We start from the raw sequence: 13,683 nt of genomic DNA on the forward strand, positions 1-13,683 counted from the left end.
GGCGGCCACGTTGAGGGGGTTGATCACCGAGTCGAGGGTGGCATTGACGCCTTCGACGATCTTGCGGTAGTCACCTTGATGCTTGCCCGCATCGGCGCGGGTGGCCAGGCGGCCTTCCACTGCTGCGGTGACCAGCAGGGAGGCGTCGGCAGACATCGACTGGACGGCGTGCTGCACGGCCTCGACGGCCTGCACGACCTGCCCGACCTCGTCCTTCGCGTCGCTCTTGAGGGTGAAGTTGAAATCGCCGACGGCCATCTTCTTGGCGGCGTCCACCACCTGGTTGATCGGGCGGGTGATGCTGCGGGTCAGCCACAGGGCGAGCAGGGCCGCCAGCACGAAGGCCACCGAGGCCAGGGTGATGACCAGGCTGCGCGAGGAGCTGGCCAGCTCGACGGCGTTAGTCCCGGCCTTTCGCGCACCGTCGATCTGGAAGGCGGCGAATTCATTGAGCACCGTCACATACACACCGGCCACGTCGGTGTATTCACCAAAAAGGAGCTGGGTGGCCTTGTCCGGGTTGTACTGGGGCGAGGAGGTGTCCGCGAGGCTCAGCAGCCGGTCGGTCACCCCGTTGTACTTGGTGCGCGCGTCGGTGGCCTTGGCGAGCAGGGCTTTGCCCTTTTCGGTCAGGACCAGCGGCGTCATCTTTTCGTAGATCTCGGTGTTCCGGCTGCGGGCCTTGGCGATCGCTTCGGTCTGCTGCTTCTCGACAAGCTTGTCGTTGGTCATGATCATGTTGCGCACGCCGCGACCAATCAGCTGGACGTTCAGGGAGAGCTCGTCGGCCATGACGATCTTGGGGATCCGGCCCTCCGCGAGGTCGTTGATCCCGGCGTTGAGCTCGTTGATGCGGGTGATCGACAGGATCGAGATCGCGGCCAGCATCAGCAGCACGAAGGCGAAGCCGAGGCCGAGGCGCACGCCGATCTTCAGATTATTAAACATGCTTGTTCTCCGGATGATGCAAAAAGTCAGGCGCTGCGTTGTTCGGGGCGGGCCAGCAGACGCTGCTCGGCTTGCCCGGAAATCTTGATGAGTGCAGAGATGTCCAGGATCAGGGCCACCTCGCCGCTGCCCAGGATGGTGGAGCCGCCGATGCCCTGGAGGTGGCGGAAGATCGCCCCGAGGGGCTTGATCACAGCCTGCAGCTCGCCGGCCAGCCGGTCCACCACGATGCCGGCGCGCTGCCCGGCGTACTGCACCACGACCACGCTTTCGCGGGCCGGGCGCTCGCCCGGCAGGCTGAAGATCTCGCGCAGGCAGACGGCCGGTAGCACCTGGCCGCGCAGGTTGAAGTAATTGCGTTCGTGCTCGGAGTCGGGCCGCTCGATGCACTCCACCACGGCGTCGAGGGGGATCACGTAGGCGCGGTTGCCCGACACGACCAGGAAGCCGTCGATGATGGCCAGCGTGAGCGGCAGGCGCAGGGTCAGCCGGGTGCCCTGGCCGGGCTGGCTGTCCACGTTGATGGTGCCGCGCAGGGCCTGCAGGTTGCGCCGGACCACGTCCATGCCCACGCCGCGGCCCGAGAGGTTGGTCACCTGCTCGGCCGTCGACAGGCCAGGGGCGAAGATCAGGTCGAACACCTCGCGGTCGGAAAGGTGGGCCTCTGCATCCACCAGGCCGCGCTCGATGGCCTTGGCAAGAATTTTGTTGCGGTTGAGGCCGGCGCCGTCGTCGCTCACTTCGATGACGATGTTGCCGGCGTCGTGGAAGGCATTGAGAAAGAGCGTGCCCTGCGGATCCTTGCCGGCGGCCTCGCGCACGGCCGGGGCTTCGATGCCGTGGTCGAGGGAGTTGCGCACCAGGTGCATCAGCGGGTCGCCGATCTTCTCGACGATGGACTTGTCGAGCTCGGTCTCGCCGCCGTTGATCACGAGCTGCACATCCTTGCCCAGATCCTTGCAGGCATCGCGCACCAGGCGGTGGAATCGGTTGAAGGTTTCGCCGATCTGCACCGTGCGCAGCTGCAGCGAGGCATCGCGGATTTCCTCCACCAGCCGGGTCAGCAGGGACGACGCTTCGATCAGTTCGCCGTCGCGGCGGGTGTGGGCGAGCAGGCTGGTGGCCGCACCGGCAATCACCAGCTCGCCGACCAGGTTGATGAGGTGGTCGAGCTTGTCGGCCGGCACCCGGATCAGTTTGGCGTCCTGGGCCTTTTTCTCGCTGACCTGGGCCTGCTTGGCCACCGCGGCCACGACCAGCTCCGGCTGGACGACCTGCTGGGCGACCAGGATTTCGCCGATCTGCCTGGCCTCCGGCTCCGGTTCATCGACGGGAGCCGATTGGGCCCGCAGCCCTTCGGCCAGTTCATCGGCGGTCAGCGCGCCCACCCGCACCAGAATTTCGCCGAGCCGCAGGGAGTCCTCGGGCAAATTCCGGATCAGGTCGAGGTAATCCGCGACCTTGCTGTTGGGGGGCAGAATGGCCAGCTGGCATTCGTCGCGGACGAAGGCAAAGATGTCTTCGATGGCCTGCTTGTCGGCGCTGGATTCGAGGGTGATTTCAAAACCCAGGTAGCACAGCTCCGGGTCCATCTCGGCCGCCGCCGGCATGGCGTCGGCCAGCGTTTCCAGGTGCCGGATATCGCCCAGGGTTTCCAGGAAACGCAAAAAATTTTCCGGGTCCATGCCCTGGCGCAGCACTTCAGGCCCGAAGCGCACCGAAATGTGCCAGCAGTTCTGGGCCGAACTGCTTGAGGGAATCCGCTCGACGCCGGATTCGACGGCCTTGGGGCTGGCGAATACCTGCCCGCCGGGGCCGTACTCACCGAGCTGCATGAGCAGGCGGGCGCCCTGCGCCTCGATCTCTTCGCCCTCCATCTGCGCCACGCCGGCCTCGTTGGCCACCAGCACCCGGAGGTGGTCGGTGCATTGGAGCATCAGCGCCGCCAGCTGGGTGCTGACCGCGATTTCGTGGTTGCGCAGGCGGTCAAGCACGTTCTCGACCACGTGGGCAAAGGATTCGACGGCCGCGCACTCGACCATTCCCGCCGCGCCCTTGATGGTATGTGCGGCGCGGAAGATGCCGTTGAGCGTGGTTTCGTCGTCGGGCCGGTTTTCCAGCTCGAGGAGCAGGGACTCGAGGGCATCGAGCTGCTCGAAGCTCTCCTGCAAGAAAACTTGTTTCAGTTCGTCCATGATGGATTTGCCGGAGCTATGCCGCGGGCACGACGAGGGGATCGCCGAACCAGGCTGCCAGGTTGTAGAACTCGATCAGGGATTGCACGGCCCGGCTGTGGGCGACGATCGCCAGCGTCTTGCCGGCAGCACCGGCCTCGCGCTTGGCGAAGATCAGCAACTGGCAGCCGGCCGAATCCATGTGTTCGACACCGGACAGGTCCAGCTCGATGTGCTCGCCCTCCTGAATCACGGCGAGCAGGACCGGCTTGAGTTCGGCCACCCGGTAAATCGTGAAATCCTCGGTAAAGGCTCGGCGGATCGCGCTCATTCGCTTCTCCTGATATTCAGAACAGTTCGACGGCCGGGCCGGCGCCGGCGCCTGGGGCCGCCGGGGCGCGATCGCCGCTGTAGCGTATGTGCTCGTCGCGCTGGCTCTGCATCACGTAACTTTCAAACAGGCGGTCGATCTGCTCGGTCATGGCCGGAACATCGGCCACGGCGGCCTTGTCGGCCAGGCAGTCGGCGAGCTTGAGCACGTGTTCGTCGAGGCGTTGCAGCGCCTCGATGACATGGCCGACCTGCTGGCGGGTCACGTCCTGAAACTGCACGCTGGCCATGGTTTCCATGAACATCTCGGCGAGCGTGGCGCTGGATTCCCGAAACGCCGCGAGAATCCGGCTCTCGTGCTCGATGAGCCGGGTGTAGCTCTGGCTCTCGTGCTCGATGAGCCGGGTGTAGCTCTGGCTCACTTCGTCGAATTCGTCGGCCACGGTGCGCAGGGCCTGGTCTTCTGCGTCGCTGCTCGACTGGTCGAGCTGTTCGCGGAACTGGGCTTCGATGGTGCTCACCACCCGACCGATGCCTTCGCTTATCTTCAGCACGGCCTGGTCGGTCTGCCCGGCCAGCTTGCGGACTTCGTCGGCCACCACCGCAAAACCGCGTCCGGCCTCACCGGCCCGGGCGGCCTCAATGGCGGCGTTGAGGGCCAGCAGATTGGTCTGGCTGGAAATGTCGTGCACCAGCTTGACGAACTGGCCCAGCGACTTGGCCTCGTTCAGGGCCGACATCACGTGCTGCCGGTCTTCGCCCAGGTTTTCGAGGCGACGATGAATGTAGCCCTGCAAGGCCACCAGCGTTTGCTGGTTGCGAACGGCGCGGGCACTGGCCGCATCGACGATCTCGCCGGATTCCTGCGAAAAAGTCTGAACGCAGCGGTCAAGCCCCTGCACCACGGAATCGACGGCCTGCAGGCGCTCCACCATGCTGAAGGCCGCGCTTTCGGTCTGGGTGGTAACGGCGCTGAGCTGGCCGACGAGAATGTTGTTGAGGTGCGGCACCTGGGCCAGGGAGTGGCTCACTTCAGTGGCCACATCCAGCCGCCTGGCGGCCTCATCACGCGCATGCTGCAAGGCGTTTTCGGCGCCGTAAGAGGGGTCGCGGTAGCGGGCGACGGACAGCATCTGCTGGGCCAGGAAGCTCACCAAAACCGCCGCCGCCGCACCCAGCGCATCGACCAGCGCCTGACTCAGCCCCACCTTGTCGAGCAACAGCTCGTGATAAGTCGCATTAGCGAAATAAACGACGACAAAGGCGCCCAAGGCCGTCACGCAGGCCAACAACAGCCGGCGCCGCCGTGATTTATCCCGGATGGCCGTCATGACTCAACGCACCACAAGCTTGATGGTGCCGAGCAGGGTTTCCGCAGTCGCAGGCTTGACGATCCAGCCCGAAGCGCCGGCAGCCTTCGCCTCGGCCCGCTTGCTCTGTTGAGATTCCGTGGTGAGGAACAGGATGGGCATGAAACGCAGGTCGGCCTGCTGCCGGACGACCTTGATGAACTCGATGCCATTCATGCCCGGCATGTTGAGATCGGTGATGAGCAGGTCGGGCTTGGTGCCGGTGGCGAGCTTCTTCTGCCCGTCTTCGGCGCTGTTGGCGGTGACGACCTTGAAACCGGCCTTGGTGAGGATGCCCGAGATGGACAGCAGGACCGTGGCGGAATCATCGACCAGCATGATGGTTTTCAATTTTTGACTCCTGACCCCGGTCAGAAAGCCTCCGAAACCAGGGGCTACAACGTGGCTGAATGATCAAGGCCCCCGAAAAGCACGACTGACGCAGCTGTTGGCTTCACAAGGGACCTTCTTGTTGAAAGGTTTTACGGTGCTTTCGGCACAAACTTGAGCTGCGGCAAGCTCGCATTGACTGTGCTTTTCAGATGGAGTACCCGAAATGTCTTCGGTGCTCGAACGGCGTTGCGCCCGGGGGTGATCTGTGACGAGCCGGGCGCGTCGTCCGGGCCCGCGTCGGCCACTGGCCGGGTGGCGGGCACGACACACTTGTTTCACGGTCACCGCTGGCGTTTCGCGGGGGCGGTGACTAGGTTCAAGGCAGGGTGCCGGTTCGAGGCCTGTCTTTTCCGACAGCCGAGCACGTCCGCCTCGCCTGGGAGATTCCCTTGCCTTGATCCGAGGAGCTGCGATGAACCCCCTTTGTCTTCTCCGTCCGCCTGCACGGCTCGCCCTGGCCGGGCTGCCCCTGGCGTTTGTTGGCCATGTGCAGGCGATTCCCGTCACGCTCACCGACGCCACGCCCACCTATTACGCCCAGGTGGCGAGCTGCAGCGGGCTGGGCGCGGCGACCTACACCCATTGCACCAGCATGGCGGCGTTCAACCAGGCGTCTCTGGTGGGGGGCGATGCGGCCTTCCGGCAGTCCTTCGATGCCTGGAATGCGGGCAACGGCGCTGCCAGCAAATGGCAGTTGAAGGATGGCGGCGCATTGCCCGGCGGGGGCTTCGAGGTGAATGCCTTCGATGCCCTCGCACGTGCCGGTTCCGGGGGCGTGACGATCCGGGTGCTGTGGACCTACGGCGGTGCGGACAAGGCCGATTACCACTGGGCCCAGGGGCTCTACGACAACTTCACCCTGAGTCCGGCGGCAATCGTCGAGCCCTTTTATGAGATGGACGTTCGCACCGGGGCGGGCTTGCTGGCGCCGCCGCTGTATCCCAACGAGTACGACAACCGTCGCTTCTACGATGAACCGAAAGGCCCGTGGCCCAGTGCCTTCTTCATCGCCACGGCCTTTCTGTCCCAGGTGGATGCCGCCAACCGGATCCTGACCGTATACGAGGGCGTCGGCTACGAGTTCCACCTGGAAGCCCCCGAGCCGTCTTCGATGCTGCTGGTGGCGCTGGGGCTGGGTGGCCTGCTGGCATGGCGCCGGGGCGACCGGCGGGGGTAGGCGCAGGCAGGGGCCCGGTGCGCAGCGCCCCGCCGCCCAGGGGCGGGGACGCCCGCTCAGTCGGCCTTGCCGGCGGTGGGGGCGGCCAGCACCGTCTCGCCGGCTATCTTCCACTGGCCGTCCGCCTTCACCCAGTCGAGCTGCTTTTTCACCGTGTCGCGGTAGTTGCCGGCGCGGTAGTGCTGGATGAAGAGGGTGCTGAACCGCTCGGTGCTGCGGGCCTTGAGGCGGAGGGCTTCGATGCGCAGGGCGGGTGATTTCGCTTCGGCGAGGCGCTGGCGGCGCTCGGCCTCCCACTCGGCGGTGCTGCGGCCCTTGCCGGGCTTGAAGTCGGCCACGTAGAGGGCGCGGTAGGCGTCGTAGTCGCGGGCGCTCCAGGCGACCAGCCAGGCCTCGAGGCGGGCGCGCATGGCGGGTTCGCCGGTGTCGGCGGGCGGGGCGGGCGGGGTGACGAGTTCGACCTGCGGCGCCGGTGCGGCGTCGACGGTGGGCACCGGCGCGGCGGCGAGGGCCGGCGAGACATAGGTGGTGCCGAGCAGCGCGGGGGCGATCGGGGCCGCGTGGTAGCGGGTGCGGAGGGCGCTGCGCAGTTCGCCGGCGAGGCCGAGCAGCTGGGCCTGCAGGGTGGTCTGCTGGGCACGGTTCTCGATCAGGGCGCGCTGGGCGTTGAAGAGGTCGTCCTGGGTGATAGAGAGGTCGTTGAGGCTGCGCCGGCCGGCCTCGAAGTGCAGCTCGTAGGCCGTCGACACGCGCTGGGCCGCGGCCACCCGCTGTTCGAGCAGCGGGGCGATCTGGCGGGCTTCGTGGTACTGGCGCTGGAGGTCGGTGATGTCCTTCGAGACCTTGAGCATCAGGTCGTCGGCGTCGGCCTGGGCGGCCTGGTGGCGCTCGACGGCCTCGGTGTGGCGGCCGAGGTTCTTGCCGCCCAGGGGGATGTCGAAGCTCACCTGCACCTGGCCGGAGCGGTCGGTGTCGGAGACCGGCACCGGGATGGTGGTGTTGTCGAGCCGCTTGCTGTAGCTCAGGTCGACGGCCGGGAAGAAGCTGCCGCGGGCCACGCCCACTTCGGCCTTGCGGGCGGCGGCGCGCTGGAGGGCGGCGCGCAGGCGCGGGTTGCGTTCGTGGATGCGCTCGACCAGGGCGTCGATGTCGGTGTCGCCGTCGGCAGGGCGGATGGCCGGGGCTTCGAGCTGCTCCGGCGCCTGGCCGGTGAGCAGGCGGTAGCGGTATTCGGCGGTGCCGAGCTGGGCCCGCAGCTGGCCGAGGATGGTGCGGTTCTGGATCAGGCGCACGCGCATCAGGTCGAGCTCGGCCGGCGAGATGCGGCCGGCCTCGACCCGCCGCGCCACGTTGGCTTCGACCCGCTCCTGGCGTTCGAGGGTGGCGGCCAGGCTGCCCACGGTGTGGCGCAGGCGCACGATGTCGGTGTAGTTCTCGGTGATCTCGTAGCTGACCTGTTCGAGCACGTTGTCCAGGTCGGCGTCGGCGGCGTCGCGGTACAGGCCGCCGGCCTGCAGGCGGGCGGTGTCGGCGCCGCCGTTGAAGATGTTCCAGCGCAGGCTGGCGTCGCTGCGCCGGATGTTGCGGTCGAGCGGCCGCCCCTGGGTTTCGTCGCGGGAGTCGGCGTTGCGGTAGCTCAGCCCGACGCTGGGCAGGAAGTCGGAGCGGGCCTGGGTGATCTGGGCATCGGCGGCGCGCAGCAGGGCCTGGGCCGAGCGCACGCTGGGTTGTTGCAGCAGCACCTTGTCGACGACGGCCGGCAGCGCTTCGGCGTGGGCCTGGGCAAGGCAGCCGAGGCCGAGCAGCAGGGCGGCGAGCCGGGTGGGGCGGAGGGGAGATCTCATCAGCGTTCGCGGAGGGATTTGTCGAGGGTCTTGACGATGGGTTTGAGCATGTACTCCATCATCGTACGCTTGCCGGTCTGGATGCTGGCGTCGGCGGCCATGCCCGGCGAGATGCCGAGGTGCTCGGAGGCGTCGCCCAGGTAGTTCTGGCGGGATTCGATGAGCACCTCGAAGAAGCTCTCCTTGCGCTCCGGGTCGGCGATGGCGTCGGCGCCGACGCGCAGCACCTTGCCGGGCAGGGTGCCGAAGATCGACGAGTCGTAGGCGCTGATGCGGATGCGGGCCTCCTGGCCGGGCTTCAGGAAGGCGATGTCGGAGGGCTTCACGCGGGCGTTGATGAGCAGCCGGTCTTCGGCCGGGACGACTTCCATGATGGTCTCGCCGGCCTTCACCACGCCGCCGACGGTGGTGATCAGCAGCCGGTTGACGACGCCGTCCATCGGCGCGCGCAGTTCGCGGCGGGCCACCTTGTCGTTGCGGCCGGTGAGCTGCTCGGCGATCTGGGCGGCGCGCAGCTCGGCCTCGTTGCGCTCCTTGCTGGTCTCGGCGAGGAAGCGGGCGCGGGTCTCCGACAGCCGGGCCTGGGCCTCGGCCACCGCGGCCTGGATGCGCCCGATGGCGATGCGGGTGGTCTCGAGTTCGCCCTTCTGGCTGGTGTAGCGCTGCTGGGCGGCGAGCAGGTCGGCGCGGGCGCCGGCGTTGGCGGCGGCCAGCTTCTCCTCGATGGCGAGGGCCTCGCGGGCCGGGCCGATCGCTTCGCCGATGGCCTGGTGGCGGGCGCGCGCCTCGGCAAGTTCCTGCTGGCGCTGGGCGAGCTGGCGGGCGAGGGTCTCGAGGCTGGTCTCGCGCTCCTGGCGGCGGGTCTGCCACAGGGTGCGCTGCTCGCGGACGAGGTCGGGGGCGTTCTTCTCGAGCTCGACGGGGAAGGCCGGCGCGGTGTTGCGGGCTTCGGCGTCGAGGCGCACCAGGGCCGCCTGGGCGCCCCACAGGCCTTGCTGGGCTTCGCCCTGTTCGGCGTTGAACTGCAGGTTCTGGACGGTGGCGAGCACGTCGCCCTTCTTCACCTGCATCCCCTCGCGGGCCTGCAGCGCCTGCAGGATGCCGCCTTCCATGCTCTGGATCTGCTGCACCCGGCTCGACGGGATCACCGCGCCCTGGGCGTTAACCGAGATGTCGAGGGCGGCGAAGCTCATCCAGGCAAACAGCAGCACGAAGAACAGCGCGGTGGTGGCGACCAGGATCAGCACCGCCTTGCGCGGGCCGCGGTCGAAGTCCGGGTGGCTGCTGATGGTTTCGGCTTGCAGGCGGGCTTGGGTGGGTTTCATCTGGAGCTTCATGCTGCGGCCTCCCGGGGGGCGGCGCTAACGCTGCTGGCGCCCGGCCCGCCCTGCAGTTTGCGAAGGACTTCGTTGCGCGGGCCGTCCATCACGACGCGGCCCTGGTCGAGCACCACCAGCCGGTCGACCAGCGGCAGCATGGCCATGCGGTGGGTGACCAGCAGCATCGTGACGCCCTTGATGCTGCGCAGGTTGTCGATGAGGCGGGCCTCGGTGGCCGGGTCCATCATGCTGGAGGGCTCGTCGAGCAGCAGCATGCGCGGCTGCCGCACCAGCGCCCGGGCGATAGAGACGGCCTGGCGCTGGCCGCCGGAGAGGCGGTCGCCCCGTTCGCCCACCTGGGTGCCGAGGCCGTTGGGCATCTGCGACAGGGTCTCGTCGAGGCAGGACAGGCGCAGGGCTTCGATCAGCTCGGTGTCGCTCACGGTGCCGCCCCCCAGCAGGATGTTCTCGCGGATGTCACCGTGAAAGAGCACCACGTCCTGGGGCACATAGCCCACTTGGCGGCGCAGGCTCTGGGGTTCGAGCTGGCTGACTGCCATGCCGTCGACCATCACCGCGCCCTGGTCGGGGCTGTAGAGGTTGAGCAGCAGCTTGAACAGGGTGCTCTTGCCCGAGCCGATGCGCCCGATGAAGCCGACCCGCTCGCCCGGGCGGATGCTCAGGTTGAGGCCCTTCAGCACGGGCGCCGAATCCGGGTAGGCGAAGTGCGTGTCGCGGAAGTCGATGCGGCCCGACATGCGCGGCAGGTGCAGGCTGTCGGCGCCCTCGTCGGTGGGGCTCTCCATGATCTTGTCGAGGGCCTCGAGGGCCTGGCGGGTCTGCTCGTAGCGCACGATCAGGGCGGCGATCTGGGTGGCCGGGGTGATCGCCCGGGCGGCCAGCATCGAGACGGCGATCAGCTGGCCCATGGTGAGGTCGCCGGCGCCGATCATCAGGGCGCCGAACATCACGATCAGGATCGCGCTGAGGCTGGTGGCGAGCAGCGAGAGGTAGGTGCCGAGGGAGGTCCACTCGCGCATCTGCACCGAGTTCTCGGAGATCTTGACGGTCAGCATCTCCCACTGGCGGCGGGCCCAGGCTTCGGCGCCGAGGCACTTGAGGGTGTCCACGCCGTTCATGGTCTCGAACAGGTGGGCGGTGCGCTGGGCCGATTCCTGCATGTTGGCGCCGAGCAGGCGGGTGAGCGGGCGGCGGATCAGCATCGAGGCCGCCACCGTGAGCGGGATCAGCGCCAGCGGCACGAGCACCAGCCAGTGCCCGATGATCGCGATCAGCACCAGGAAGAACAGCATGAAGGGCACGTCGCCAAGCACCGTGAGGGTGGACGAGGTGACGAATTCGCGCACCGATTCGAAGTCCCGCACGATGTTGGCGAGCACCCCGCCCGAGGCCGGGCGCGAGGCCGCCCGCAGGCGCAGCGCCTGGGCGAACACGTGGGACGACATCGCCACGTCAGCCTTGCGCGCCGCCGCCTCCAGCAGGTAGCTGCGCAGCATCTTGACGACCAGGTCGAACAGGGCCACCACGACCACCGCGCCGGTGAGCACCCACAGGCTGTCGAGGGCGTTGTTGGGCACCACGCGGTCGTACACCGACATCGTGTAGAAGGGGATCACCGCGGCAAACACGTTGGTGAGCACGGTGGCCAGCAGCGCCCAGCCATAAATCGATTTATTGGCACCCAGGGTGTCCCAGAACCAGCGGCGCGGGCGGGGCAGGTGGTAGAGCAGGCTGCGGGTGTCGAAGAACACCATCGGCCGCACGAACCAGGCCGCTTCGGTGTAGTCGGCCGCCACCTGCGCGGTGCTCAGTTTCACGCTGCCGCGGATGCCGGGCTGCACGCACTCGAACTCGTCGTCTTCCCGGCGCAGCAGCACCAGCGGCTCGCCGGCAGCGTCGAACACCAGCGCCGGCAGCTCCGAGGCCTTGAAGGTGCCGATGGGCTTTTTGGCGCGGCTGAGGTTGAGGCCGCCCCGCTGGGCGCATTCGAGGATCTGGGCCTCGCTGATGCGCCCGTCTGCGACAGGGGTGTCGGCCAGCAGCTGGACCGGGTCTGCACGCTTCCCGAAGAAGTGCGCCAGAAACAGCAGCTGGTCGATAACCGCATCGACCGACGCATCGGCTGGGGTGTTGGGGGAGGTGTCGCGCATGGGCTGGGGCTCGGTGGCAATTGAGTCATGAAGAAGCGAGCTGTCGAGGCCATCTTCCGCCGACCCGTGTGGTCGGGGAGGGGCTTGGTCGGGCCCGCTCGTCGTCATCTTCGAAAGCTCGGATGGCCGATGTTGCCACAAGGCGCTAAATGACAAATGTTAAAAAGTCACGTCTTTTATGAACGGCGACTCACAAAACATTAAATGTGATGAATGTCATGGTTTTGGTGATTGATTTCGTTGCCGGTATTTGACCGTAATTAACATTGGTATCGTATTTTTGAGCTCTCGTCTGGCATTCAGAGGGCGCGGGGAGGGGCTCAGGCCATCTGGATCGGTCGGAGTTCTTGAGTGTCGCGGGGTGTGGATTATTTCCTGTCGGATATTTTTGCCCTCGAAAAGCTCTCGAATGTACCTCGTCAGAGCCATCCAAATTGATTTAAAAATCCCTTTTGTAATTTAATTAGTTTATTTTAATCATAGTGTTGTGTTTTTTGGGTGGCTGTTGAAAAGGTGGGGGTGAATCCTCATTTCACCTTTGCGAGATACCGATTTTCAAAGACGGGTGTCGGAATTCTTTACACCTGATAATGGTTTGTAATGTTTCACAGTCGAGTCAAAAGGTGACGGAGAGGCTAAGTCGTTGAGGGAAGGTAGATTTAGTGTTTTTATCAAATTAAGAAGGTGTCCTGGCCCGCTAATTGCAGTTGATTCCTCGATTTTCTCGATCCGACCTGGGCACAGCCAGCCGGGCGGAACCTAAAAACGAAAAATGGAGGTCGTTCATGGCAACCACGCGGTATTCAACCAGCGTCACCCTTTGCGAAGACACCAGCGTCAACTACGAGCTGTCCGATCTGCTCAAGCAAGCTGATCCGAACTACTCCGCAATCGATCCGGCCCGCATCAAGCTCTATGTCCTCGACTCGACGACCAACAAGTACGTCGAAGTCACCACCGGCTTCTTCTCCGCGGTGGACAAGGACACCTTCACGGTGGACATGGCCCAGCTGCCGAACTTCAACGGGATCCAGAAGGTTCGGGTGCTCGGCACCGACAGCACCGGCAACACCTTCGTCCTCGATCTGCAGATCAATGTCACCCCGGTGAACGACGCGCCCTCCGGCGCCGACGATGAAGTGTCCCTGGTCAGCGGTGGCAGCTTCGTGTTCGGCACGGCCGACTTCGGCTTCACCGATCCGGTGGAAGGCAACAACTTCAAGTCGGTCGTGATGACCAGCGTGCCGGCCAGCGGCGCGCTGACCCTTGACGGCGTGGCAGTTAGCGCCGGCCAGGAGATCCAGGCTTCCGACATCGCCGCCGGCAAGCTGGTCTACACCGCCCCGGTCAACGGCGGCGGCGCGATCTCCTTCGACTTCCAGGTGCGTGACGACGGCGGCACGGATGGCTGCGGCGGCAACGACCTCGACCTCACCCCCAACACCTTCACGTTCAATGTCCCCCTCGCGGCCAAGGCCGTCATCGGCGACCGCGTGTGGGAAGACACCAACGCCAATGGCGTGCAGGACGCAGGTGAAGCCGGCATTGCCGGTGTCACCGTGCAGTTGAAGGACGCCAACGGCAACCCGGTGGCCACCACCACCACCGATGGCAGCGGCAACTACAGCTTCACCGTCGATCCGGGCACCTACACCGTGTCGGTGGCGACGCCCGCCGGCTACCGCGTCAGCGAGTCCGACATGGGCCCCAGCGACGCCACCGACAGCGACATCGACGACTTCGGCAACAGCGCCCCGGTGACCGTCGTCGCCGGTGAAACCAACACCACCGTCGACGCCGGCCTGTTCCGCAGCGCCGAGCTCGGCGACCGCGTGTGGCTCGACACCAACGGCAACGGCCAGCAGGACGGCGGCGAAGCCGGCGTCCCCGGCGTGCTCGTGCGCCTCTACAACGCCGCCGGCGACCTCGTGGATGGCCCCCTCACCACCGACGCCAACGGCGAGTATCTGTTTACCAA

Annotated in this window: 10 protein-coding genes; 2 read left to right on the forward strand and 8 right to left on the reverse strand. The window is 66.2% G+C overall.

Translation table 11 applies throughout. The features are described from left to right. From ZRA01_RS18250 to ZRA01_RS18270, 5 genes are all read right to left on the reverse strand, one after another. Positions 1-948 (reverse strand): MCP four helix bundle domain-containing protein (locus ZRA01_RS18250; RefSeq protein ID WP_141354809.1); only part of this gene is annotated, 948 nt, incomplete at its 3' end. Positions 949-974: 26 nt separating this feature from the next. Then, entirely contained in the window at positions 975-3,143 is a 2,169-nt protein-coding gene (locus ZRA01_RS18255) for a chemotaxis protein CheA (protein WP_141354810.1), read from the reverse strand. Between the two features lie 16 nt (positions 3,144-3,159). Then, the gene (locus tag ZRA01_RS18260; protein ID WP_141354811.1) at positions 3,160-3,453 is read right to left on the reverse strand and encodes an STAS domain-containing protein; all 294 of its coding nucleotides are present in this window, start codon (positions 3,451-3,453) and stop codon (positions 3,160-3,162) included. A 16-nt stretch (positions 3,454-3,469) separates the two neighbouring features. Next, entirely contained in the window at positions 3,470-4,783 is a 1,314-nt protein-coding gene (locus tag ZRA01_RS18265; RefSeq protein ID WP_141354812.1) for a methyl-accepting chemotaxis protein, read from the reverse strand. A gap of 3 nt (positions 4,784-4,786) precedes the next feature. Then, entirely contained in the window at positions 4,787-5,152 is a 366-nt protein-coding gene (locus tag ZRA01_RS18270) for a response regulator (protein ID WP_141354813.1), read from the reverse strand. Positions 5,153-5,606: 454 nt separating this feature from the next. Between ZRA01_RS18270 and ZRA01_RS18275 the strand changes: the two genes are divergently transcribed. Further along, on the forward strand, positions 5,607-6,371 hold the full coding sequence (locus tag ZRA01_RS18275) for a PEP-CTERM sorting domain-containing protein (RefSeq protein WP_141354814.1): 765 nt from the start codon (positions 5,607-5,609) through the stop codon (positions 6,369-6,371). A gap of 56 nt (positions 6,372-6,427) precedes the next feature. On the opposite strand, the gene ZRA01_RS18280 is transcribed toward ZRA01_RS18275, so the two are convergent. The 3 genes from ZRA01_RS18280 to ZRA01_RS18290 are packed head-to-tail and all read right to left on the reverse strand — an operon-like array spanning position 6,428 to position 11,705. Then, positions 6,428-8,215: a TolC family protein gene (locus ZRA01_RS18280; RefSeq protein ID WP_141354815.1), complete on the reverse strand. Its 1,788-nt coding sequence runs from the start codon at positions 8,213-8,215 to the stop codon at positions 6,428-6,430. Beyond that, positions 8,215-9,540, reverse strand: a complete 1,326-nt coding sequence (locus ZRA01_RS18285) for an HlyD family type I secretion periplasmic adaptor subunit (RefSeq protein ID WP_170183024.1) — start codon at positions 9,538-9,540, stop codon at positions 8,215-8,217. The genes ZRA01_RS18280 and ZRA01_RS18285 overlap by 1 nt, the downstream gene beginning before the upstream one ends. A gap of 8 nt (positions 9,541-9,548) precedes the next feature. After that, positions 9,549-11,705 (reverse strand): type I secretion system permease/ATPase, encoded by a 2,157-nt coding sequence (locus ZRA01_RS18290; RefSeq protein ID WP_141354817.1) that lies wholly within the window; start codon positions 11,703-11,705, stop codon positions 9,549-9,551. A gap of 785 nt (positions 11,706-12,490) precedes the next feature. Between ZRA01_RS18290 and ZRA01_RS18295 the strand changes: the two genes are divergently transcribed. Continuing rightward, positions 12,491-13,683: SdrD B-like domain-containing protein (locus ZRA01_RS18295; RefSeq protein WP_174851633.1), on the forward strand; the 1,193-nt coding region annotated here is incomplete at its 3' end.

Source organism: Zoogloea ramigera (assembly GCF_006539865.1).
Taxonomy (GTDB): Bacteria; Pseudomonadota; Gammaproteobacteria; order Burkholderiales; family Rhodocyclaceae; genus Zoogloea; species Zoogloea ramigera.

What these genes read in the sequence shown, in the direction of transcription:
- ZRA01_RS18255 (WP_141354810.1), bottom strand. Translation starts at nt 3,143, where the DNA reads ATGGACGAACTGAAACAAGTTTTCTTGCAGGAGAGCTTCGAGCAGCTC.
- ZRA01_RS18260 (WP_141354811.1), bottom strand. Translation starts at nt 3,453, where the DNA reads ATGAGCGCGATCCGCCGAGCCTTTACCGAGGATTTCACGATTTACCGG.
- ZRA01_RS18265 (WP_141354812.1), bottom strand. Translation starts at nt 4,783, where the DNA reads ATGACGGCCATCCGGGATAAATCACGGCGGCGCCGGCTGTTGTTGGCC.
- ZRA01_RS18275 (WP_141354814.1), top strand. Translation starts at nt 5,607, where the DNA reads ATGAACCCCCTTTGTCTTCTCCGTCCGCCTGCACGGCTCGCCCTGGCC.
- ZRA01_RS18280 (WP_141354815.1), bottom strand. Translation starts at nt 8,215, where the DNA reads ATGAGATCTCCCCTCCGCCCCACCCGGCTCGCCGCCCTGCTGCTCGGC.
- ZRA01_RS18285 (WP_170183024.1), bottom strand. Translation starts at nt 9,540, where the DNA reads ATGAAACCCACCCAAGCCCGCCTGCAAGCCGAAACCATCAGCAGCCAC.
- ZRA01_RS18290 (WP_141354817.1), bottom strand. Translation starts at nt 11,705, where the DNA reads ATGCGCGACACCTCCCCCAACACCCCAGCCGATGCGTCGGTCGATGCG.